The organism is Bacillus thuringiensis (assembly GCF_001182785.1).
GTDB classification, from domain to species: domain Bacteria; phylum Bacillota; class Bacilli; order Bacillales; family Bacillaceae_G; genus Bacillus_A; species Bacillus_A thuringiensis_S.
This window is the reverse complement of sequence record NZ_CP012100.1, coordinates 73315-97727: the sequence shown is the minus strand read 5'-3', so window position 1 is coordinate 97727 and position 24413 is coordinate 73315. Positions and strand designations below refer to the sequence as shown.

The following is a 24413-nucleotide window of genomic DNA, read 5'->3' as shown; positions in this document are numbered from 1 at the left end:
TTCCTATCTAAAATTTATTTTTTAATTAACTCAACCTTAGCCTTATTTCATCTTATAAACAATATTATAAGTTAAAAACACTATTATTTTATCTGATTTTAATGAACATTCAGTTAAATTAAATCAACAAAATTACTATATGCATGAATCCCCCATGTTACTTCTTTAATTTGTTTCAAACACTACATACTTTATATTTTTCAATATTATCCTGTATTCTAACTACATTTAATTACATCACATGCCAATAGACATTGGATTATGAGTTACATGAAGCGAACTGCATAGAAACATCAAATTTCCACATATACAATAATAGGATGTTTTTATATTAATTAATCACTTATATAATTTTCTCCTTACAATCTATCCTTGCCCCATTACTATCTCACAGTATCCGTTTATACATATAAGAACCTGAATATTGAATTTAGTAATGTAAAAAGTTTCTTTTCAACCATTTTTGTTTATATAAATTTATTAATAAGTTTATTGTTATTTAGTTTGTATGTAGCCAACAACCCATTTGCAAATCAATCCTGTTGAGCTATTACTCTTTTAAAGATCTCATATGTAGTATTTTTATTTAATTTTGTTTACACCCTTAAAAAAAACGAGCATATGATACTATATACTAATCCAAAAACCATATAGTTTACTTTCTAAGAGCACTGATCTGTGTTCTTTTTTTTGAATGAATCTTGTGTTCAATTTTTTACTACATTTTTAAAACTTTCACTTGTTACTCTTAGAAAATACTTTTAAAACAATTACATATAAATAAAATTTTTTAATTGCTCGGGATTTCCATCAACACTATCGAAAACTTTAGCTTTGTATTTTATCCTATTCAAATATCATTCATCATAGCCCCATATATCCCAATTTCTCATTTTATAATTCCGATTCATAGTATTTGGACCTTGGAATAGCTAATTACTAAGTCATAGAATATCTTTTTCATTAACCCTTCCGACCATGTTGTATTTATTAAACCTTTGTATTATAGGATTTAGTAGTTATCTCACTGAACATAAAGAGATAATATCAGAACGTGATTTCTATTAGTCCAAGCACTTCATGTTACTTACACATACACTATAAAATGTTTGGACTTTATTATTTTAATTAAAACTTAAAACTAGGAGGATTTAATATGGCAGATTGTACAGGTTTAGCTTGTTTTTTATTCTCTTCGTGGCCAACAGGAACAGTAGTTACAGTTACCACTAGATCAGGTCAAATTATCGGGCCTGCTACTTTTTCACTATTCTTTCCGAATATATGTGCAGTAGTGTTGGTAGAAGAAGATGTGATAACCCCCTCTTCAACCAATACTATATTTATTAGTTGTGAAGATATAGAAAGTGTTACTTTAACCACTCCTTAAGAAGCTTCATATTTTTCTAGCTTAATCCCTATTTAAGAAAATCTAATGACTGTACTAATCAGTACACCCTGATATGTAACATTCTATTGCATCTATTATTTCAATATGATGCTTTAATTTAAACTTTTTCTCTTCTAAAGGTTACTTGTCTACACATCGTTCTACAAAATTTCATATGATATAGTATATTGTTTAAAGGAGGGATAAATTTGTTCTTATGCAATTTATTTGGTTGTTCAGGTGGAGTATGTAGTATTTTTAAAAATTTACAACCAGGCGAAGTCGTTACTGTGACTGGTAAATCTGGGAATATTATTGGTCCTGCTGTGTTTACAAATTTTAACCCTAATACTTGTATAGTCACATTAGAAGAGGAAAATTCAGTTACTCCTCCTACTACAAGTATTACTAAGATTAGTTGTAAAGAAATAGAAAGTATTACGTTTATCTCATAATATATTTTAAACCTAAAAGCAGGTGTTGAAATATGAAACTCTTATACATTACTTCTGGTTACTCAAAAATCTATCAATATCTAGATCAAAGCATACAAAGAACTCTTATTGATCAAAAATTCGAATGGTTAGCAGTACAGCCAAGTGAATTAATACAGCAATTGGATTTCATTACAACAACGTTTCATCCCGATATTGTTTTCACCTTATTAGGTAATTATCTACCACAAAAAGCAACTCAATATTTTAAAAAAAGGAACATTAAATTAGCTGTGTGGCTAACTGAGGATCCATTTTATATAGATACTTCTCTTCTTCTATTAAAAAACTTCGATTTTATATTTACTATTGATAGCGAAGCACTTAAATATTACACAGCTTTAGGATATACCAATGTATATCACTTACCATTAGCAACTAATATAGAACTATTTAAACCAAATCAAAAAAATTCAAAATATAAAAGTGAAGTATTGTTGATTGGATATCCTTATCCTAACCGAGTAAAATTGATACAGTTTCTCTTGGAAAAAACGCCTTATCACTATACTATTATTGGTCAACACTGGAGAAATAAGTTATTAAAAAAATGGAAGAATCACCGAAGAATTAAGATTATAGAAGGATGGATTCCACCTCAAGAAGTTGCACTCTATTATAATAATGCTAGTCTTATTTTAAATCCTCATCGTAGTCATCTATTTCCACAGAATAAAAATAAAAATAAAGTGAAAAATAATACCATTAATAATCGCGCTTTTGATATTGCCGCTTGCCAAGGCTTTCAAATTATTGAAGAAAAACCTGACCTTTCATCCTTCTTCAATAAAGATGAAATTGTATCCTATAACAGTTTTGAAGACTGCTTAAACAAATTATCTTTTTATTTAAATGATGCAATTTCGAAAAGATTAATGGTCGAAAAAATTCATGCAAGAGTTATTAGCCAGCATACTTTTTATGAGAGGATCCATTTTATAACGACTACTATACAATCACACATTCATTAATTTATTAAATTAATAATATCTTTGCTTCAATACTCATTCTTAATAAATTAAAATGTTTTTTCAATTTTATGAAGAAGCATTTTAATTTGTCTTTTCCCTATAGAAATCTACCACAATTCCCCTGAAGATTCAATTGCACTTTCAATGAGATGGAGAATAAACATCGTTTGGACCAATTATAACAAGTTTGCTACTACATTTTTAGTATTAAGGATTTTTTTATCAACATTTCGTATCAGTGTATGCTAGTTAATTTTAGCTATTATTGAAGGTGAAATATCAGCGATATTTTCTTTTGTATAGATATTAGCCGATTCGTTTACAAACTTTTTAACACTTTTTATATTTATTCTATTATATCCATCTTCACAAACGTATTGTAATTAGGTACTAACCCTTTAAGTTTCTTTTTTGTATTTAGTAGCCGTAAAAAATGAATCACTGGCATATCACCGTAATATTTCTGCTTATATATTTTGAGGATATTTGGTATGAAGAGATAGAATAGTGTTCCGCTGGTTATACTCATACTGAGGTGAATTGTATGATTTGGGCTATCATTTCATTAGTCATCCTTTTTGGATTAGGAATAATACTTAAAGCACCCGAGGTCCCTGAAGAAGAGATTCGCATGAAATACTTAAGAGAACCATAGAATCGTGAATATCCAGAAAGAACTGACCCGCGAAACTTTGAATATTTAATCGCTGACTTGTTTAATTCTCGAGGATATCGAGCGCAAGTTACACCAGGTTCTAATGATGGAGGAAAAGACATTATTCTTTGGAAAGATGATGAAGTGAAATTTGTTGAAGTAAAAAGATATACAAAAGAATCTATTGGACGACCATACATTCAAAAGCTACATAGTGCCATCATCGATGGAGAAGCTACAGGAGGATACTTTGTTACGTTAAGTCATTTCAATAAATACTCCACTTATCCCCTAATCCACTGTATTTTCATCAAGTAATTCAAAATTGAATGCCCTATATATTTCCCTCTAGACACTTGAATAAAACTTAATATGTCGTTAATACTGTAGACAAGGCTTTTAATAAATCCGCCTTAAATTCTTCCCACTCTAACTCTCTTGGTCGAGAGCCGAGCAGTTAGCTTTTGTTGGCTGCTCTTTTATGTATCATCGTCACATTATGATGAAATAGTCATATATTATCTTGAATTTAAAAAACCTAATTCACTTTTCAATATCTCATTTCTTCCTTAAAGAGATCTTTTTATAGATCCTCTTTTTAAGTTTGTCAGCATAAAACTAAATATTCCGTCAATACTAAAGATAGGCGAAAGCCAGAACTCATTTAACCGTCCCTGTAGTTCTTCTCTTTTCTGTATTAAGCAGCTAGCTTACACTAGCTGCTATTTTATTTACACATATCATAAGACTTCGAATATATTATGTTTGAAAGTACTCTATTTTATCAAAAGGTAATTCAGCGACGATTACCTTTTTATTTCTCAACACCAAGTACATGGTATCAAAATCCCAATAATGGTAATATAAAGGTACCTTCAGTTGTTGAATGTCTTGCCCTTTTAAAAGGCCCTGTCTAAAAACAGGGCCTTTTAAATTTACCTCCTACTAAAAATAGCATTTTCATTATAAGTCTTTCTATAAACGCTCTAATTTCCTCGGCATTAAATTAAATCCCATGAAACAGGCGTCCCTTTTTCTATATCCTTACTCGCTTTTTTCCCGATAATTTTGGATAAGTGCTTTGGTAATAAGCCATTCCCTGGTCTAATAGCTTTAACATTTTCATTTGTAAAGACTTCTCCTGCTTTTATGTTTTCTACTACATATAATGATCTTCTAAATTTTAAAGAATCTTTTTCTATATCAGTAGGTCCATAATATACATTCCCCAAAGATTCCCATGCTTTTTCAGTTTCGCTTACTAATAATTTAAATTCAGCTGGTTCCATTGAAAATTTAGCATCAACTCCTCCATCCGACCTTGAGAGCGTTAAATGTTTCTCAATTACTGTAGCTCCCAAGGCAACACTTGCTACAGATACACCTACTCCCAGTGTATGATCTGATAAGCCCACCTGACAGTTAAATAACTCTTTCATATGAGGTATAGTAACTATATTTGTAGATTTTGGAGATGCAGGATACGTACTTGTACATTTTAAAAGAATTAGTTCTTTACACCCTTCTTCTCTCGCAGCCCTTACTGTTTCATCTAGTTCAGCGATTGAAGCCATACCTGTCGAAATGATTATTGGTTTTCCTGTTGCGGCTACTTTACGTATGAGGGGAATATCAGTATTTTCAAAAGATGCAATTTTATAACATGAAACATTTAATGTCTCTAGAAAGTCTACAGCTGTTTCATCAAAAGGCGTACTAAATGGTATCATTCCTAACTCTATACAGCGATCAAAAATTGGTTTATGCCACTCCCATGGTGTATATGCTTCTTTGTATAAATGATAAAGTGATTTGCCTTTCCATAAACTTTTCGTATCATGAATTAAAAAATCACCATTTTCTATATTTAAAGTCATTGTATCTGGTGTATATGTTTGAATTTTAAATCCTTGTGCCCCGGCCTCCGCAGCTGCCTCTACAATTTGCAACGCTCTATCTAATGATTGATTATGATTTCCTGACATTTCTGCAATAATAAATGGTGGCAAACTATTGCCAATCTCTCTACCTCCGATATATACATTACTCATTTTTGTCACCTTCAAGCTCTTTTTTTATAGATTCTCTTCTTTCCTCCCATTGTTCACGGGACAAGGTCATTGTAATGACATCAACATAATCATTGTCCCTGTAAATATAATCTTCATATCTTCCCTCTTCTTGGAAACCAATTTTCTGATGGAAATTTAAACTAATACGGTTTGATTCTATTATTTCTGCACATACTTTGTGTATGTCTTTGATTTCAAAAATAAAATCTAATGCTAATAAACCTAATACAGTTCCGGCACGTCTTACACTTTGCTTTTCACCTATATAAAATCCCCAATAACAAGTTCGATCCATTTTATCTATTTTTGTAAAATTAACAAATCCAATTGGTTTTTCTTTATATATTAATAATCTTGCAACCTTTGTATCATCTATTACTAGCTTTTCATACCACTTTAAATGTTCGTCTATTGTTATTTGATGATTTTTATACATAACCGACCGAATTTCTTTTGTATTCCGCCACTTTAAAATAAGTTCTAAATCTTTCTTTTCTAAACTTTTCAATTGAAAATCCCCAATATCTAACATACTATCCTCCTAAAATAATTTTTACTATTTCATTTGTATTACTGGCACACTGTATAGAAAGAGCTTTATTAGACATTTCTTTCACTATTTTAGAATCTGATAAAAGTTTGTTTAGACATTTCGCAATTACTTTATCCGAAACATTTTCAGCTGTACCAATATTCCATGTAGCTCCAACCTTAGCTACAGCCTTTGTTACTTCAATTTGATTTTGGGCAGTTGTAATTGTTATAGAAGGTAATCCAAGAAAACATCGTTCCCATGTGGTTGTGCCCCCAGCTCCTATCCCTAAATCCGCTCGTACGAGAAGCTCTTCCATATTCTCTATTTGACAATAATATGAAGCGTTAGTAACACTCTTACAATAAGTTTGAATATCCTCTTTATGAGGATTTTGGCTACCTACCACAACGTCTATTTTTAAGTTATCTTTATTTATATTTTGTAAAGCTCTTAACGTTTTTAATGTCTCATTTGTTACATCATGGCCACCAAAAAAAATAAAAATCCTCTCAATTTTTCCTGTTCTTTTTCGTGAAATCTTCTTAGCTGCATGAAACTCTGGTCGTAATATAGCGTATTTAGGCCCCAATTTTACTAATGAGTGCTCTGGTATTAAATCTTTATAGCGACCATTAAGGTTATCATATAAATTTTGGTCTAGTAACAAATCACAGTCATGCATTCGATTTGCAAGATCATCGATTACCATAATTTTTCTTACACTTTTTCTTAAAGCAGACTCCCACTTATTATCTAATCCATAATGATCAACAATTAACCAATCACACTTGGGAAGTTGCGACAAAATATCATTGGTCTGCTGCGCATCAACAAACCAATGATATTTTAGCCAATTTAAATACCTCTCGTTTTTTGCACTTAAGAAATTCGTATTTTCACCATCTCCATCTAATACAAACACATGAAATCCTTTATTTAAAATATATTGATGCAAATCACCTTGCAGCTTACGACAAATGAAATATACCTGAGCACCTTTATTTCGCAACTCTTGAGCCAGTGTTAAACAACGCATGATATGACCGGTACCTAATTCAATAGATGCGTCGGCGCGAAAGGCAATTTTTTTCTCAAGCAAGATACTCCCTCCTCACTAAAAGCACTATAACTTATTAACTTATAATTTCGTTTCTCTATTTAACTCATCTACTAATGATTGTTGATTTGCCCATTTCAATTTCACATGATTATTCATTTCAATAAGTTCAGGATTTCGAAGGATGTAATCTTTTATTTGATGAAAAAATAAAGGTTTAGATTTTACATTCAGACCTTTATAAAGTTCATTGAACATATCTAAATCCGGTTGTTCATCTAATGTTAACCTCCAAGTAGGGTAACAAAATGGTGGAGGAAGTTTCACTATATTGATACGAAATAAATGTGGATTATTAATAAAATAAAATGGAAGGTATTCTGCATAGGTTAAAGGTTTTGGGGTTTGTAGTAGTCGTTCAATTGCCTCTAATGTAAAAATATCGCCTGCTGTTCCGACAGGTAACGTACTTAACTCTGCCTGTGTATAATCTGCACCACTTTTCAAATGTTCATCTAGTAAAAAAGTATTAATTTCTGGTGACACAGCTGGGCAATCTCCTGTAATCCGCATGACAATGTTCGCATTTTCTTGTTTTGCAGCTTGGAACATGCGATCAGCGGTATTTTCTGGATCACCTCTAAAAACCTTAACCTTTCCATCTAAATTAAATTTTTCCAAAGGGTCATCTTGTGCAATATCTGAAGTAGCAAGTATGACCTGATGTTTTCCTGGAATAGCTAATGTATTTATAAGACATCGTTCAATGGAAGAAACTCCGTGTATTGGCAATATGGCTTTTAAAGGTAATCTAGTAGATTTTAAGCGGCAAAGTACAATTATTACTACCTTAGGAGGCTCAATAACCTCTTTTGTTAATGGGGTACCTGCAGACAAATTATATACAGCTACCTGAGGTAATAATTCCTCTGCTTCAAGCTTGTTCAGCGCATTTTCTACAACATTTAACTCCATTGTTACTTTATTAGCTGTAATAATCTCTCCTTTTTTAATATCAACTTTTGTAACCGCTCTTAATAATTTTGGTTTTTGCAATTATAATAACACTCCTTTCATTTAATTTTTAACAACACTATAAAACGAAAGAACTTTTCTCACAGCTTGTATTACATCCCACACATCAGCTTCTATCATTTTAGGAAATAGAGGAAGCGTAATAATTTCCTCATATACGTTTTCTGCTTGTGGACAAATACCTTTTTCATAACCTAATTTTTGATAAAACGGTTGTAAATGTACGGGTATATAGTGCACATTCGCACCGATATTTTCTCTTTGTAACGCCTCGTAAACTTCTTTTCGATTACATTTTAATAATTTAGTATTTAAACGAATAATATAAAGGTGCCAGCTCGAACTGGTTTGAGGCAATTGCTTTGGTATGATAATTTCAGATAAACAACTAAATTCTTTATTATAGATGTCTACATATTTCTTTCGAATCTTAATAAAAGAGTCTAATTTACTTAACTGTGATAAACCAAGAGCAGCTTGTATATCCGTTATTCTATAGTTGTAACCTAAGAATTGCATTTCATAATACCAAGGCCCATGATTTTCAAGAAGTTTTTGGGGATTCCTTTCAATTCCATGCGTACGGAATTGAACAAGTTTTTCATAAAAAAGAGGATTATTTGTGGTAATTACTCCGCCCTCTCCGGTAGTAATATGTTTTACCGGATGAAAGCTAAACATTGTCATATCACCAATTGAACCAATCTTTTTATTTTTATATGTGGCTCCTAATGCGTGGGCTGCATCTTCAATGATAATCAAATTATTTTGTTTTGCTATTTTTTGTATTGCTTCTAACTCTACAGGCTGCCCAGTAAAGTGTACGGGAATAATGGCTTTTGTTTTGCTTGTAATCTTTTCCTCTATAGATTTAGAACTAATGTTATATGTTTCATTGTCAATATCGGCGAATACCGGCTTTCCCCCCTGGTATAAAATGCAATTTGCACTTGCTACAAATGTCATTGGAGTTGTAATTACTTCATCTCCCTCAGTTATGCCAGCCGCATAACAGGCAGCATGCAATGCAGCTGTACCATTTGAAAAGGAAACAGCGTATTTTGCTCCCACATATTTCGCTATAGCCTCCTCAAACTGTCGAACCATAGGTCCTGTTGTTAAAAAATCCCCTTTTAATACGTCTACAACAGCCTGAATGTCATATTCATCAATTTGTTGCTGACCATATGGTAGATAAGTTTCTCTAACAGGCTTTCCTCCATGCATACCGAGAATTCCCCTTACCATTACTCTTTCTCCTTAGGGTAAATTTTTAAAGATTTAATCCACTCTTCTGTCTTACTAACTCCATCTTCTAAAGAAACTTTCGGTTCCCAATTTAATATTGTTTTTGCTTTTTCATAGTTACATAATAATTTTGGGATTTCACTTTGCGGATGGATATGAGTTACATGTTGAATACTTACTTTATTTTCCGAAATCAATTCTGCTAATTTATTAATGGATATATCTTTTCCTGTTCCAGCATTGATGATATGACCATTTGCTTTTGCAGAGTATCCTGCTGCCACAACAAAATCTGCACAATCTTCAACGTATAAAAGGTCTCTCGTTTGTTTCCCATCCCCATAAATATTTAATGGTACATTATCTAATTTATTATTTATAAAAATGGCAACAACTCCACCTTCCCCACCTGTTTTCTGAAATGGACCATACGTATTAAATGGGCGAATAACCACTACAGGTAGCTTATAAGCATAATAGTAAGATAAAACCATGTTTTCAGCAGCAATTTTTGACCCAGCATATGGAGAAGCTGGTTTAATTGGGTCTAATTCCGATATCCCTTGTATATTAGTAGCTTTATCATATACCATACAAGTACTCATAAAGACCATTTTGACATCATACTTAAGACATTGTTCTAACAAATTAAAAGTACCTATTGTATCATTTTCAAAAGTTGATCTAGCATCATCTATACTATCTTGAACATTGATACTCGCTGCTAAATGATAACAAAGGTCAAATGAATTATTTTCAAATAATTGAGCAACTAATTTTTGATCTTTAATATCCCCTTGAATGCATTGTTTTAAATTTAAATCGTGTGCAAATTCGGTAATATTTGCAGTAATTGAATTAGCTAGGTTGTCTAATAACCATACTTCATGCTTATCCTGCAATAATCTCTTTACAACCCACCTACCAATAAAACCTGCACCACCAGTTACTAATATTTTCATAGTTTCTCCCCTCCTGTTAATAGTTGCTGGTTTAATATTAAATTTCTAAGCTCTTCTTTTGAAATCGCATTTTGATGATCAGAACGATAAAACCCAGCCTTCGCACATTTTGCATTTTCATATTGAGTTCCCTTTTTTAAAGGGCTAGGAATGATAAACATATCTGGTAATTCAAAAGCCTGTAAAGATTCATCATGCGTCATAAGTTCTTCATACATTTTTTCACCAGGTTTTAACCCAATTTCTTCAATTTTTATATTCTCCTTGGGCAATCCATATAACTTTGTAACTTCTTCTATCATCACTTCACTTAAATCTTTTAATGAAATAACTGGCATTTTTAATATAAAAGTTTCACCACCCTTTGCTATTTTCATTGCTTCAATTGTTAACATAGTTGCTTGATTCAGTGTCATCATAAATCTACTCATACTAAGATCCGTTACAGTTATTTTTTGGTTTTCTTTAATTTGATTTTCAAATAAAGGAATGACAGATCCTCTTGACCCCATCACATTTCCGAAACGAACACTTGCAAATATCGTTTCACTTGAACCTTTTGAATATTCCGCTGATGTAATCAATCTTTCAGCAGTCAACTTTGTTGCACCGTAATTATTTGTTGGTGAAATCGCTTTATCAGAACTTGTAAAAACTACCTTTTTTACTTTCTGAGCAATTGCGGCTCTTATTACATTTTGTGTTCCAAAAATATTTGTCAAAACTGCTTCAAACGGATTATATTCACAAAAAGACACATGCTTCATCGCGGCCACATGAAATACATAATCAATATTTTCCATCGCACTAAATACTCGATCATAATTACGAATATCCCCAATTAAATAACGAATATTTTGATTTTTATCCCTAAATTCTTCTTGTAATAAAAATTGATTATATTCACTTCTACTAAGAACCCTTACCACTTTTGGCTTTTCCTGTAGAACATTAGAAAGAATGCTTTTTCCAATTGTTCCTGTTCCACCAATAATTAAAACGTTTTTATCTTTAAAAAACATGAAAATATATACCTCCTCATATTAAAAAATTAATTTTAGCTAAGAAAACCTCTCTTCAATTTGTGTGTAGTTCCATTAGCAAGCCGTTTGTTGAGAGATAAACTGGTTTATCGGATATTAAAACACACGTTTCCATTGCAAGTTTAAGATACATATTAATCATTGAAAACTGAGGATATAATCTTTTACTTCAAATATTTATAAATGGTGATGAGTTTAATCTTTTTCACCTTGAATTAAATTTATTAATCTTTTTGTGCATGCTTCTTGCGGATAGTTTTCATTAATAAATTTTTTTCTTAATTCTTTTGCTAAATTAGATTGTAAAGGATCATGTAGAACCTTTTTAATCGTACTAGTCACATCCTCCATAGAATGGTTTACAAGCCAATCTAGCGTATCGTAATATTTATAATCCCTTTCCTCTAATAAAGATTTATAAACAACTACAGGTTTGTCTAATAACATTGCCTCTAATCCTACTGTTGAATTTGAGATAACCACAAGATTTGCATGTAAAATAACATCATACATGTTCACTTCATTTGTTATATATTTAACATTTGGATATGTGTTACTTAACTTAATATATTCTCCTACTAGGTTGCGCCCTTTTTCCCAAGGATGAGGCTTTATAATAACCGTAATATTTTTGTCTTTTACTAGCTTTTCTGTCAGTTCGGTATAAAATGAAGTTTTAAATGGCTGGGTTGCAATAAAAACCAATTTTGTAGAGGTGTCTATTTTTAATTTATTAAAAAAATTCTTTTCATCCATATATACTCTATCAAAGATCTCATCATATCTGGGGTGCCCTAATATTTCAATTTGAGATTCAGTGACCCCTTTTTGAAGGTACCAACCTTCTTCATATTTCCCATATACGACCTGTTTTGTTGCGAAAACCGGAAAGTATGCTTCTTCTCCCATTATTGCGCCATGCTGCAAGCAATAACTTGGTATACCCTCACTACTTGAAAGAAAAGTAAGAGCTCTACTTGTTATATCTTCCGTAGTACCAACAATCACACCAGATATATCTTGTTCTTTAAAAATAAAATGAGCCACATTAAGTTTCTCAATCATGATAGGAAGGTCGCTGAGTAATTTTTTTTGAAAAAACGTGTTTGATAGTAGTGGGTGTTTATTAAACCTTAAAAAGATTTCTTTAGCTTTTTCTATATAAACATTTGCGTTATTAGGGGATTTATTTATATAATCTGGTGCACAAACTGTAGGAAGACCATAAAGTTCTGGTTTTTTTGATCTTGTTAATATCTTAGTTTGATTTGGATGAAAGTGGGTAAAATTACTTACTGAAAAACGGAGATAATCTGAATTTAGCAGGATTATTCCATCTTTATTTTTTCTTTTTATTTTTGATTGAAATGCAGAAATTATTTTTTCAAACTCCAACTGTAACTGTGTTTCCGCTATTGGTTCAATTGACAATTGCTTGTAAAAATTATCATCTTTCATTTTATTTTTTATATCTTCATCTAAATATTGATAAAAATTACTCAGTAATGGCAAAGGAATGTTATGATACTTTAACTCTGAAAAAATATTTATATATTCTAAATTTAATAGCCAGTAATTTTTCAAATAAATGTCACTCAATTTTTCACCCTCTTTTTCTTCTTAGATCTTCTCTTAATTCTTTGCATGTTCTTTGTGGTGGTAATAATTGCACAAATTCATTTTTTTCTTCTGCAAATAACTGTGCATGTATTGAATGAGGAGTAATATAATTAATATCTAAAATTTCATCTAAGGGATAAAAATCCCAATAGTGATTTAATCTCCAAAAGAAACGTGCATCTCCTATCCGGTAAAACTGAGGATCTTCATCCCAGTAAGAATTCCACCTTTTTTCAAGAATTGGTAAAACAGATGCTCTATGCATAATAGAACAATGATCAATGGTACATGGCGCATTATTTGTAATTTTTTTGGCAGGTCTTTCAACAGTTTTAATAGGCATATCTGATTCATCTATATGAATCGTTTTTGATGCAGAGTAAATAATTTGAACATCTTCATTCTCATCAAGATAACTAGACATCTTTTTCAAGCGTTCTTCTTCATATTGATTATCATCTGTAATATAAGTTATATATTCCCCTTTAGCATGCTTAAGTGCTTCATTAATTAAAGCCGCATATCTGACTTTTTTTGTCCTTTCAGAAATATGAGCTACATTACTTTTATAAAAATGTACATTTTCCTTATTTATAAATGGTTGAATCACCTTCTGCGTTATTTCATCTGAATTATCATCCATTATAAAAAGCTCAAAATCTTGAAAAGTTTGGTTTAATACACTTAATATCGATTTTTCAACAAACGCAGGCTTATTGTAACTTGTCATTATAACTGAAATTTTAGGCAAATATCCCTCTCCTCCTTATCAACAAATACAAAAACAGTTACGTTATTATATAAATAGAAAGGACAAACCGTTCCGATAATTTTAAAAAAGATTTCTTTACCTATAAAAAATTAATAGCATTATTTATATTCACCTATATCCTTTTTTCTCCACTATAGTCCATACCATATCTATGAAAAAGTAATAAACTATTTAAAATAAAAAAGAAAGTGTTAATAAAGCTTTAATTATTATATTTCACTAGAAAAAACACATTCAATATTCTCAATAGAGGTGAAGTATTTGCAACCCAAAATATCAATTATCCTTACTAGTTATAATAAGCCGTCATTAATTAATCAAGTTATTGAAAGTGTTCTAATGCAAACTTATAAAGAATGGGAACTTTTTATTATGGATGATAACTCCTGTCCAGAAACTATAAATGTCATAAAAAATTATCTAGAGGATCCTCGAATTACTTATAAGAATAGTTTTATACAAAATGATGAACGATATAAAACTACAAGATATGCAAAACTTATCAATGAGGCACTTCCATTAACATGTGGGGATTATATTTGCTATCTAACGGATGATACTATATACCTTCCAAACAGATTAGCTGAAATGTTATCTTTCTTAGAAAAACATCCTGAAATTGATATAGTGTACTCTTCCCAATACGTAAAGCATGTTGATTATAACTTACAACCTACAAATGAATTTGTGAGAGAAGCTTCGAAAATTTTATATACAGCTGCTAATGTTGTAGATCACTGTTCAGTTATGCATACTAAAAGAATATTAGTAAAAGTCTATGAAAAGTACCGTGGATATTGGGATACAAATCCTTTATATTGGTTTGTTGGAGATGCGATGTTTTGGAAACGCCTAAATACATTCCAACCTTTTTATCCCATTAACAAAGTGCTTGATATTACTTTTAAAACACCATTCTCTTTCCAAAACTTGTATGCTAACCTCCCTTCAAAAGATTTAAATGGTATTTTGTTCAGTAATTCACAGGGTGAAGTATTTTTAATTGATAATTTTAAACGTAGGCTCATTTCAAAAGAGATGCTTTCCTACTTCAAATATAATCAAAATGAAATTGTCTTAATTCCCGATCCATTTATCTACAAATATACAGAAGGTCCACCCATAAGCCTTACAACATCAATACCCAATCTACGGGTTGTGCAAAATGAAAAAGGAGAATTATTTTATATAGAAAATAATCAAAAACGTCCATTTATTAACACTATAGCATTTCGCAAATTTAAATTTTCAATTCAAGATATTATTAGAGTTTCACAACATAGTTTAGATCAATTTTTAGACGGATCACCTATTTATCCGAATATATCTAATCACACGATCCTACCGGAAGGCAAAGTATTTATCTATCATCACAATTATTTCATAATGACAGATTCCATGCTTCATCCTATAGATAAAGACATATTGCAAAAACTTTATTTGTTAAAGAACTATATACCAATTTCAAAAAATAATTTATCCTACTTTAAAATAGGCCCCCCTATTTCTTCATATCCCTCTCACTTTGTCGAAAAATACTTAGAATAGTACCCTTCTTATATTTAAAAGCATTTCTCATTAGAAGTTTCCTCATTAATAATTATTATCTAAAAGATACTACTTCTAAGAAAACTCTACTGGTCAAATGCTAACCAATAGAGTTTTCTTTTTTATCTAAGGATTCTTTTAAAAAGACAACAATTTTACTACAGTAATCCAGGACTGGTTTTTAATTTAAGTTACTGGATAGTATATAACTCTGGTGCGATATCCCTACCAGCTTTCATTCCAATAGCAACTCCATGATATAACGTCAAAGATAGAAGCTCTTAACTTAGGAATTTTAATTTTTTAAGTTTATACGATGGTCTTAGCTCAATGTACTTTGATATATAGGTCCACATCAATATGTTATTGCATCATATACTGAACACATAATTTAAATTATTTTTAAAAAGGATGATAAGGATGAATCTAGAAGATATACAAAAATCCTATGGCTTAATTGTAAGTTTAGGAGGGTTGTGTCAAGTCACCAACCAAATCAAAAGGCACCATTTAAGAACATTTTCTGGACCTTTAGATTGGTTTTATTATCCATCACTTTCAGATGTAAACAGGTTACTTCAAAATCGATTTGAAAAATTTATGAAGTTAGAAAATATGGTCATAGAAGGTTCAGAAAGTTACGGTCTTATTGAATCAGAATTTGATAATCAAACTAAATGGGCAGAAAGAATTACCTACTGTATAAAGGACACTTATTATAATTGTTTTTCAATGCATGACTTTCCAATTAACTCAGAAAAGGATTGGAAATCAACCTATCCTTCTTTTAAATCTAAATTAGGAACTAGAATTAATCGATTCCTTGAAAAAATAAATAGCAGTGAATCGATTTTATTCATTAGGATTTGGGGAAATCGAGATGAAGCAGTTGAATTGCAAAACGTATTATCCGAAATTACAAATAAGGATTTTAATATTCTTATTGTTAATTTTAAGGAGGGGATATCTAATATTGTTGTACAAAATTGGGGAATATCGAAGGTTTGTTCAATTGAACTCCCTCGTTATCAGGATAGATGGGAAGGTGATAATTCCGATTGGGATTATATTTTAAGCAAAATAACGTTAGCTTAATAATTTCCTTCTTACTTTTAACATGATTTTGCCGGTAAATTAAAATAGGTGTAGAGAAATACAATTCCCATTTAATTGATACACACTTAATTAATAAACCGTTCATATAATAATTCATAAGTCCTTCTTTATTGAATAAATGGTTCTTTACAAATTTAATTCAATCGCTAGAGCACCTTTATACGGTGCTCTTTTTTAAATTTATAGCATTTGACACTCCCAGCAGGTCCTACACCTTACGGTGTAACGGATGGGATTCTTGAATGACTAAGCATTCGCAGTCCATTTCTGTTTTGAACAGCCTTCAAGATGAGGGTGTGCCATCACCCCTCCTAAGACAGACCATATAGGTTCTTAGGCTGATTGACTATTACCGCCAACCACAGTTGCGTAGCGAATATTCATCGCCCCAACGATATCACGATGTTTCTCAAACCCACATTGGCATTTGTATTTCCTGTCTTGCGCCTTGTTCTTTTCAGAACATTTCGGACATGTTTGACTTGTATAAAAAGGGTCCACATATTCGACCTTTATGCCAACTAATGTCGCTTTGTACTCGATGAATTGTGCTAAACGATGGAATGACCAAGTGTGTAGATTTTTTTCGTTTTTACGGCTTGTTCGTGCCGTCTGTCGAATGTTCGTTAGTTGCTCTAATCGAATGACAGAAATATTATTATCCGTTGCAAAATCAACGATTACACGACTTACTTTGTGGTCTTGGTCTTGCATCCATCTTTGTTCTTTATCATCAAGTTGACGAAGGGCATTCAGTTTCTTAGCTTCTCCTAATTTCTTGCGAACACTGCGAAACTTACGTTTCATAAATTTGTTTTGCCTACCGTTCCCGAAGAAACGAACTTTATCATCATCTGTGATGGCTACCGCAGGAACTTTGAGACCTAAGTCTACTCCTAAAATCTTTGTTCCCGTTTTTTCGTTTGTAGGAATCGTGACAGATATTTGAGCAATCCATTTAGCAAATTTCTTCGTGATACGAAGTGTACCTAACTTGTGCTTCAACCATTTCAGATACAAGGGCATTAATGACTTTTATATACTCGTGGCTACTTTGTTCCAATAGCATGATTTGTTCTTTTGTTGGAAGCAATTTAACTTTAACCGTGATGGTTTGTGGCACAAGTTTCACCCCCTCGTTTTTTGATTTTCAACATAATGTTTTATTATCTCACTTGATACACTTCCAGCAGTAGAAACAAAATAAGAACGCGTCCATAGGCTCGGCAAGTGTTGAAGATGTGGAAACTCTTCTCTCAAACGTTTTGATGTCACTCCTTTAATTTTTGCCATTGTATCAGCAGGACTAAGTGTTGGTGGTGTATTTAAGAACAAGTGAACGTGGTCTTTGTCGCATTCCATTGCAACAATAGAAATATCCAATTCTCCGCATATTTCTTGAACCAACTCCTTGAAACGTTCTTCTACTTTTGTGTTAAGAAAAATCTTTCTTCTGTATCGCGGGCAAAACACAAAATGATAGTTAATTAATGACACGGTTGTTTTGGTTCTTCTATAATCATTCATCATGTTCGCATCGTATCAGTTGGATAACAAAACTGCAACACGAAAGATGAAAAAATAAAAGATACCAACATTTTGGATACTTAGAGTGCCACAAACCTTGCGGTTTTTAGTGCACTCCTTATCCAACCTCACTTTCATCCCATGCCTAAAGGCGAGGGGCTTTCTCGTTCGGGAAGGGCTGTAAAATGGAATATTTGTTTACTTTTCCTTTAAATAGTTAATTTCCTTCGCTATTCTTCTGCTAATTTCTTTAAAATCATTTTTACAATCAGCATGTTCTTCCTATTTAATATGTTAACGACTACTTACATCCATACTTCATCTTATTTTCAGTATAATTTTATCTTCTTAGATTTTTAATTATAAGCTTCTTCAATTCTCTTGATTTCCCTCCCCTTCTTTTATCTTACGAACAAGCAATTTCTTTCATTAGTATTAAATAAACTAAAGAATTGATTTTAAAATAATCTAATTTACATAAAATTGATGAGAAACTACAGTGCGTATTCTTCACGTTTAATCAGCATTTTAACTATAAATCTAACATATATTTTTTAGTTGATTGTCATTATGGTACAACCGTGTATACATTTATCAAACAAACTACATAGTTTAAATTAGTAAAATATATAGAGAGGAAGGAAATAAATCTATGAAAGTCATAATTTTGTGTGGTGGAAAAGGGCTCCGGATGCAAGGAATTTTAGAGGACATTCCCAAACCATTAGTTCGAGTTCAAGGAAAGCCTCTCCTCTTGCATATAATGAATTGGTATAGAAAATATGGACATTCTGATTTCATTTTGCCCTTAGGATATAAAGGTGAGAAAATTAAAGAATATTTTATGGACTTTAGCTGGAAAGAAAATGACTTTAGTTTAAATTTTAAGACCAGTCAATATACGCTACTTCAGGAATTAGAAAATTGGAATATACATTTTATAGATACAGGAATTGATACAATGACCGGAGCAAGACTAAAAAAACTTGAACCCTTTGTACAGGGGGAAACATTTTTATTAACTTATGGCGATGGATTAGCCAATATAGATATTGATCAACTCATATCATTCCATAAAGAAAAAGGAAAAATTGCTACATTAACTGGCATTAAAAAAAATAGTCAATATGGTCTGTTGGCGGTCGAAGATGGAATTGCTATTGATTTTAAAGAAAAACCATTACTTGATGAAGTAATTAATGGCGGTTTTTTTGTATTTAACAAAGAAATATTTGATTATTTAGGTAATAGTGATGATTGTGTTCTAGAAGAAGATCCTCTTCGCAATTTAATAAAAGACAATGAGCTCGCAGTCTATGAACACAATGACTTTTGGGCTAGTGTCGATACACCTAAAGATTTAAAAACTGTAGATGAAAGTTGGAATCCTAATAAATTTTAGTGGAGAGGACTGAATAAGCGTTGAACTCTAATGATAAAAAAATAAGTTTACCTCGATTGTATATCCCCTCTAATGAGAAAATAGTTAACCCGCTTTCAACAGGAATTAAAGCTTCAAATCTTTCCAAAAAAAATACTCAAAAAAGAATTAATCCCCAATTCTATAATCAACAACATGATCTAAATAATCATTTCTGTGTCATTGTAGGTAGTGAATATGTCTTGAAAATCATTGCTTTACAGCAATCATTAATGCAGTACTCAGAAAAATTTACATTGTGGATTTGTTGTATAGACCCTTCTGCATATTCACTATTAAAAGCAATGAATTTAATTAATGTAAACCTTTTACAAGTTGAAGAATTAGAAGATAGTGAACTAAAAGCAATTAAGAGAAAAAGAAAAGTAAATGAATATTGTTGGACTTTAAAATCTGTCTTGATAGAATATTTATTGGTCAATTATGATTTACCATCTATTCTATATTGTGATGGTGATTTATGCTTTTTCTCTGATCCTAATATTATTTTTGAAGAATGGGGTGAATACTCTATTTTTCTTACCCCCCAAAGAGATCGTGATTGGGTAGAAAAAATGTATGGAAAATATCAGGCTGGTCTAATTGGATTTAAGAATGATCTCTATGGACTAAAAAGTGTAAGATGGTGGAAAAATAAATGTCTAGATTGGTGCAGTGCCGAGGCTGAGGAGGGGAAATTTGGAGACCAAAAGTATTTAGATTATATCCCTATATATTTTCCAAAAGTAAAAATTTCAAATAACTTAGGTATAAATGCTGCACCTTGGAACTGTATATATAATAACGATTATAAAATTGACAAGACTAAAAACGATATATTTATTGAAAACGACAAACTAGTTGTTTATCATTTTGCATGTATTACTATCTTTACTGAAAATGATTTTGATCTTTGGTCTTTGGGAGCAATTTCAATACCCAATAATATATTAAACCATATTTACACTCCTTATTTAGAAAGAATTCAATTTGTTTTAAATCAATTAAAAGATAAATTCAATAAAGATACTAAACAATTTTTAAGTAAAAAAGATATAAATAAAGCTCAAACCTTATATAAAGATTCACAATTAAGAAGAAAAATGAATCAATCCAATCATTTTATGAATTTTTCAATGATTATAAGTAAAGAACGATTAATTCAAGGATTGACCTCTTATTATTCCTTAGAAAATTTCAACGCCAAATTTACTGTATGGATCTGTTGTATGGATGATTTAACTTATCAAATATTAAAGAAATTAAAATTACAGCACGCTATACTAATTCCGGTAAAAGATATTGAAAATCATGAACTCCTCAGTATAAAAAATGATAGAAGTTTACAAGAATATTGTTGGACATTAAAAGCACCCCTATGTCTACATGTCCTGAGTCTTTATCCGGAAGTTGATCACATTATATATTGTGATGCTGATATGTATTTCTTTACAGCACCTAATATCATTCTTGATGAATGGTGGAAATACTCTGTATTCCTTTGCCCTCAAAGAAGCTCTACTGAAATTGAAAACATACACGGTATATACCAAGCTGGTTTAGTAGGCTTCAAAAACGATCAAAATAGTAAAGAGATTTTAACATGGTGGAAAGATAAATGCCTAGAATATTGCAATAATCATTATGATGTTGAAATGAATAGATGGGGTGACCAAAAATATTTAAATCATATTCCTAACATCTTTTCTAATATAAAAATCATGACTCATAAAGGTATTGATGCAGCACCTTGGAATGTCATTTTAAATAGCAGTTCTATATCCAAAACAGATAACAAAGTTTTTATTGATCAAGATGAATTAATTGCTTTTCATTTTGGAAGTATGCAAATTATTAATCCAAATGAGTTCGATTTATGGAAACAAGAAACTTTAGAATTACCTCCAGCAGTTTTAGATTATATATACATTCCTTATATTGAACAATTGAACAAGACATGTCATACCCTTCATAATACTTTTCAAAAATCTCCCTCCTCTTTATTTGCTGACCAAATTGATACAGCAACAATAAAAAATTATTTTAAATACCCCTCACCTCATCACAATTAAGACTGATACTTTCCTTATTAAAAAATAAATCTATTTATTCCAGCAACTAAAAATATATCTTAATAAAGGATAGATTATCACTATGATTACTTCATTTAAAAATAAAACTTTCCTTATTACTGGTGGATACGGTTTTATTGGTTCTCACTTGGCACGAAGACTTTTAAATTTACAAGCAAAAATTGTTCTTTTTATAAGAACACCATCAAACTGTTGGAGACTAAAGGATGTTCTAAAATATATTGAAACCTATGAAATAGATATACGAGATAAAAAGCAAGTTCAAGATGCAATAAAGAAAATTAATCCCGATTATATCTTTCACCTAGCAGCCTATGGTGTAAATTCTGCCCATACAGATTACATCCACGCTATAGAAACAAATGTTTTAGGGACTTGTAACATTATTCAAGCAGCAAAATTTGTGAATTGTAAAAAAATCATCAATTTTGGGAGTAGTTCTGAATACGGTAACAAGATGGAACCTATTCATGAAAATATGTTACTAAACCCTGTAGATATCTATGGAAGTACCAAAGCTGCTGCTACTATACTCGCCCATCAAATTGCTAGCGAAAACAGCATTAATCTTATAACATTAAGACCTTTTGGCATATTCGGAGAAGGCGAGGAGCCACATAAAATTTTTAGCTATATAATCTTGCAAGTATTACAAAACAAAGAAGTAAATTTAACTTTATGTAATCAATTAAGAGATTATTGTTATATAGAAAATATAATAGATGCCTGTATCCTAGCAGTAGAAAATACTACTGTACAAAATGAAATTTTCAATATTGGGAGCGGCACTATTCACCCCTTAAAACATTATGTAGAATTATTATTCAAACATTTGAAAACCAATTCCAGACCAAATTACGGTGCAATTTCCTCTAGAACAAATGAAAGATGGGTTCCTGAAGCAGATGTCCAAAAAATAAAAAACTCTCTTTCCTGGGAACCTAAAATTAATATTGAAGAAGGAATTATAAAAACAGTTAATTGGTATAAAAATAATAAACATTTATACCTAACCCCCTAAAAATAGGGTACTAAAGGAGGTGGATTAATTGTTAAACCAAAACTTTAACGATGCTTTTTACGGAAAGACAATTTTAATTACTGGACATACTGGTTTTAAAGGTTCTTGGTTATCCCTATGGTTAAATGAATTAGGTGCTACTGTAATTGGATATTCATTGGATCCTAAAAATAAAAATGATAACTTTAACATTACTAACCTTCAAAATAATATAATTGATATCCGTGGAGACATTAGAGATTTTAATAAATTAAATAAGGTTTTTACAGATTATAAACCTGAAATTGTATTCCATTTAGCTGCCCAACCTCTAGTTAAGTATTCATATGAATATCCTAGAGAAACATACGAGGTAAACGTTGTAGGAACTATGAATGTACTTGAGGCAATTCGATTACATGAATCAGCTAAAATAGGAATTATGGTGACAAGTGACAAGTGCTATGAAAATAAAGAATGGCCTTGGGGTTATCGTGAAATTGACCCTATGGGCGGCCATGACATATATAGCTCAAGCAAAGGATGCTGCGAACTTTTAATTTCTTCCTATCGAAATTCTTACTTTCCAGAAGAAAACTTTTCTCATCACAAGAAAATAATTGCAAGCGTTCGAGCTGGTAATGTAATTGGTGGCGGTGACTGGTCAATAGATAGAATTATTCCTGATTGTATACGAGCATTAGAGTCAAACAAAAAGATTATAATTAGAAACCCTACTGCTATTAGACCCTGGCAACATGTACTAGAACCCTTAAGCGGGTATTTACTCCTTACAGAAAAAATTATAAATAATGGTACCATTTATTCAGGAGCATGGAACTTCGGACCATCCCTTAGCAATATTGTTCCAGTAGAAAAATTAGTGACCAGTTTACTAGATATTTGGGGCGGCGGGGATTGGACAGCAGAAAATATAGGTCCAATAAATTTTCATGAAGCAAATTTACTAAACCTTGATATTAGCAAAGCAAAATTCAATCTTGATTGGCAGCCAAAATGGTCCCTACAACAGACTTTAGAAAATACAATAGATTGGTATAAGCATTATAATTCTTACACCAGTACAGAGATGATAAATCTATGTGTTAGCCAAATTAAACAATATTGCATGCTTTGAATTACTCTCACTCATACCTGCTGTGAGTTCCTTAAGTAAGGAGTCCTCTTGGCTAAAATAATAACAGACACATTAAATTTTATAGTCTAAATTATAAACCTACTATACCTAGAATGATGTAATCGTCCATTCACAAAGATTGTATTTCTTCGGTTATATTTTAAATAAATTATTGACTTTATACTGTATAATAAAGGAATCACTAAAAAATATGTGATTCCTTTGTTCTGAGAAAATAATGCCTTGATTTAACGACAATACAGTATATGCGATTATTAATTTATTTGTTCTAGTTATGAAAAAAACTATCCCTGTCAAAAGAGCTTCGGCCAAAGAAACACCCCCCTATTTTTTTGTACTTATCCTACCCGAAAAGTAAATAAGGTAAAAACTCCACTATTTATATCTGATATTTTAGAATTATACCGAGCTTTAACAATTTTATAATTCCCCCTTCTTGTAGCTATTCCACCAAGTTGCTTGCTAATATATTGAACCGAATGTTTACTATCACCAATGGTGATGAATTCATGACTTACTTATTCTATACACAAATAACTTTTAGAATCATCTTTTTAGAACAAGTCAAGGAGACTTTCTCTTTTATAAACTTTTTCCCCTACCAGTCTTTAATTTGTCTTTAATCAAAAATAAAAACAAACCTTCAAAACAGTACATCTTTTTTTGAAATCACATAATTTCCAAACATCAAAACTC

At 31.2% G+C, this 24413-nt stretch carries 19 protein-coding genes and 2 pseudogenes; 10 read left to right on the top strand and 11 right to left on the bottom strand.

What is annotated here, in order from left to right; genetic code table 11:
* Nucleotides 1-1156: 1156 nt before the first annotated feature.
* From AC241_RS27685 to AC241_RS35915, 4 genes and pseudogenes are all read left to right on the top strand, one after another.
* Nucleotides 1157-1390, top strand: coding sequence for a hypothetical protein (locus AC241_RS27685; RefSeq protein WP_000752671.1), 234 nt, complete (start codon nt 1157-1159; stop codon nt 1388-1390).
* 209 nt (nt 1391-1599) lie between these two features.
* Complete coding sequence (locus tag AC241_RS27680) at nt 1600-1845, top strand: hypothetical protein (protein ID WP_000477971.1); 246 nt, start codon at nt 1600-1602, stop codon at nt 1843-1845.
* Between the two features lie 32 nt (nt 1846-1877).
* Nucleotides 1878-2855, top strand: coding sequence for a CgeB family protein (locus tag AC241_RS27675; RefSeq protein ID WP_050844992.1), 978 nt, complete (start codon nt 1878-1880; stop codon nt 2853-2855).
* A gap of 544 nt (nt 2856-3399) precedes the next feature.
* Nucleotides 3400-3786 (top strand): annotated as a pseudogene (locus tag AC241_RS35915) (restriction endonuclease); the annotation flags it as partial.
* Between the two features lie 725 nt (nt 3787-4511).
* Here AC241_RS35915 and pseI read toward each other — a convergent pair.
* The 9 genes from pseI to AC241_RS27625 form a co-directional block, all read right to left on the bottom strand.
* Nucleotides 4512-5561, bottom strand: a complete 1050-nt coding sequence (gene pseI / locus AC241_RS27665; RefSeq protein WP_050844991.1) for a pseudaminic acid synthase — start codon at nt 5559-5561, stop codon at nt 4512-4514.
* On the bottom strand, nt 5554-6114 hold the full coding sequence (gene pseH, locus AC241_RS27660; RefSeq protein WP_050844989.1) for a UDP-4-amino-4,6-dideoxy-N-acetyl-beta-L-altrosamine N-acetyltransferase: 561 nt from the start codon (nt 6112-6114) through the stop codon (nt 5554-5556). Before pseH ends, pseI begins: the two co-directional genes overlap by 8 nt.
* A 1-nt stretch (nt 6115) precedes the next feature.
* Nucleotides 6116-7216 carry a UDP-2,4-diacetamido-2,4,6-trideoxy-beta-L-altropyranose hydrolase gene (pseG, locus tag AC241_RS27655; protein ID WP_050844987.1) on the bottom strand — a complete coding sequence of 367 codons (1101 nt, stop codon included), beginning with the start codon at nt 7214-7216 and terminating at the stop codon, nt 6116-6118.
* Between the two features lie 39 nt (nt 7217-7255).
* Nucleotides 7256-8230 carry a cytidylyltransferase domain-containing protein gene (locus AC241_RS27650; protein WP_050844985.1) on the bottom strand — a complete coding sequence of 325 codons (975 nt, stop codon included), beginning with the start codon at nt 8228-8230 and terminating at the stop codon, nt 7256-7258.
* 21 nt (nt 8231-8251) lie between these two features.
* Nucleotides 8252-9457, bottom strand: coding sequence for a UDP-4-amino-4,6-dideoxy-N-acetyl-beta-L-altrosamine transaminase (pseC, locus tag AC241_RS27645; RefSeq protein WP_050844983.1), 1206 nt, complete (start codon nt 9455-9457; stop codon nt 8252-8254).
* A complete protein-coding gene (locus tag AC241_RS27640) occupies nt 9457-10419 on the bottom strand; it encodes a dTDP-glucose 4,6-dehydratase (RefSeq protein WP_050844981.1) in 963 nt (320 codons plus the stop codon). Before AC241_RS27640 ends, pseC begins: the two co-directional genes overlap by 1 nt.
* Complete coding sequence (locus tag AC241_RS27635) at nt 10416-11441, bottom strand: SDR family NAD(P)-dependent oxidoreductase (RefSeq protein ID WP_050844979.1); 1026 nt, start codon at nt 11439-11441, stop codon at nt 10416-10418. The genes AC241_RS27640 and AC241_RS27635 overlap by 4 nt, the downstream gene beginning before the upstream one ends.
* Nucleotides 11442-11657: 216 nt before the next feature.
* On the bottom strand, nt 11658-13061 hold the full coding sequence (locus AC241_RS27630; protein WP_050844977.1) for a CDP-glycerol glycerophosphotransferase family protein: 1404 nt from the start codon (nt 13059-13061) through the stop codon (nt 11658-11660).
* Between the two features lie 4 nt (nt 13062-13065).
* On the bottom strand, nt 13066-13833 hold the full coding sequence (locus tag AC241_RS27625) for a glycosyltransferase family 2 protein (RefSeq protein ID WP_050844975.1): 768 nt from the start codon (nt 13831-13833) through the stop codon (nt 13066-13068).
* A 282-nt stretch (nt 13834-14115) separates the two neighbouring features.
* Here AC241_RS27625 and AC241_RS27620 point away from each other — a divergent pair, with 282 nt between their 5' ends.
* Together AC241_RS27620 and AC241_RS27615 are read left to right on the top strand one after the other, a co-directional pair.
* The gene (locus AC241_RS27620) at nt 14116-15402 is read left to right on the top strand and encodes a glycosyltransferase family 2 protein (RefSeq protein WP_050844973.1); all 1287 of its coding nucleotides are present in this window, start codon (nt 14116-14118) and stop codon (nt 15400-15402) included.
* Between the two features lie 420 nt (nt 15403-15822).
* Nucleotides 15823-16497, top strand: coding sequence for a papain-like cysteine peptidase (locus tag AC241_RS27615; protein WP_043938920.1), 675 nt, complete (start codon nt 15823-15825; stop codon nt 16495-16497).
* A 354-nt stretch (nt 16498-16851) separates the two neighbouring features.
* Here AC241_RS27615 and AC241_RS27610 read toward each other — a convergent pair.
* Nucleotides 16852-17641: pseudogene (locus AC241_RS27610) on the bottom strand (RNA-guided endonuclease TnpB family protein).
* 5 nt (nt 17642-17646) lie between these two features.
* Nucleotides 17647-18048 carry an IS200/IS605 family transposase gene (tnpA, locus tag AC241_RS27605; RefSeq protein ID WP_050844971.1) on the bottom strand — a complete coding sequence of 134 codons (402 nt, stop codon included), beginning with the start codon at nt 18046-18048 and terminating at the stop codon, nt 17647-17649.
* Between the two features lie 649 nt (nt 18049-18697).
* Here tnpA and AC241_RS27600 point away from each other — a divergent pair.
* From AC241_RS27600 to rfbG, 4 genes are all read left to right on the top strand, one after another.
* Nucleotides 18698-19447, top strand: a complete 750-nt coding sequence (locus AC241_RS27600) for a sugar phosphate nucleotidyltransferase (protein WP_050844969.1) — start codon at nt 18698-18700, stop codon at nt 19445-19447.
* 20 nt (nt 19448-19467) lie between these two features.
* Nucleotides 19468-21537: a hypothetical protein gene (locus tag AC241_RS27595; RefSeq protein ID WP_050844967.1), complete on the top strand. Its 2070-nt coding sequence runs from the start codon at nt 19468-19470 to the stop codon at nt 21535-21537.
* Between the two features lie 82 nt (nt 21538-21619).
* Nucleotides 21620-22579, top strand: coding sequence for an NAD-dependent epimerase/dehydratase family protein (locus tag AC241_RS27590; protein ID WP_050844965.1), 960 nt, complete (start codon nt 21620-21622; stop codon nt 22577-22579).
* Nucleotides 22580-22607: 28 nt separating this feature from the next.
* On the top strand, nt 22608-23696 hold the full coding sequence (rfbG, locus tag AC241_RS27585; protein ID WP_050844963.1) for a CDP-glucose 4,6-dehydratase: 1089 nt from the start codon (nt 22608-22610) through the stop codon (nt 23694-23696).
* The last annotated feature ends 717 nt before the right edge of the window (nt 23697-24413 follow it).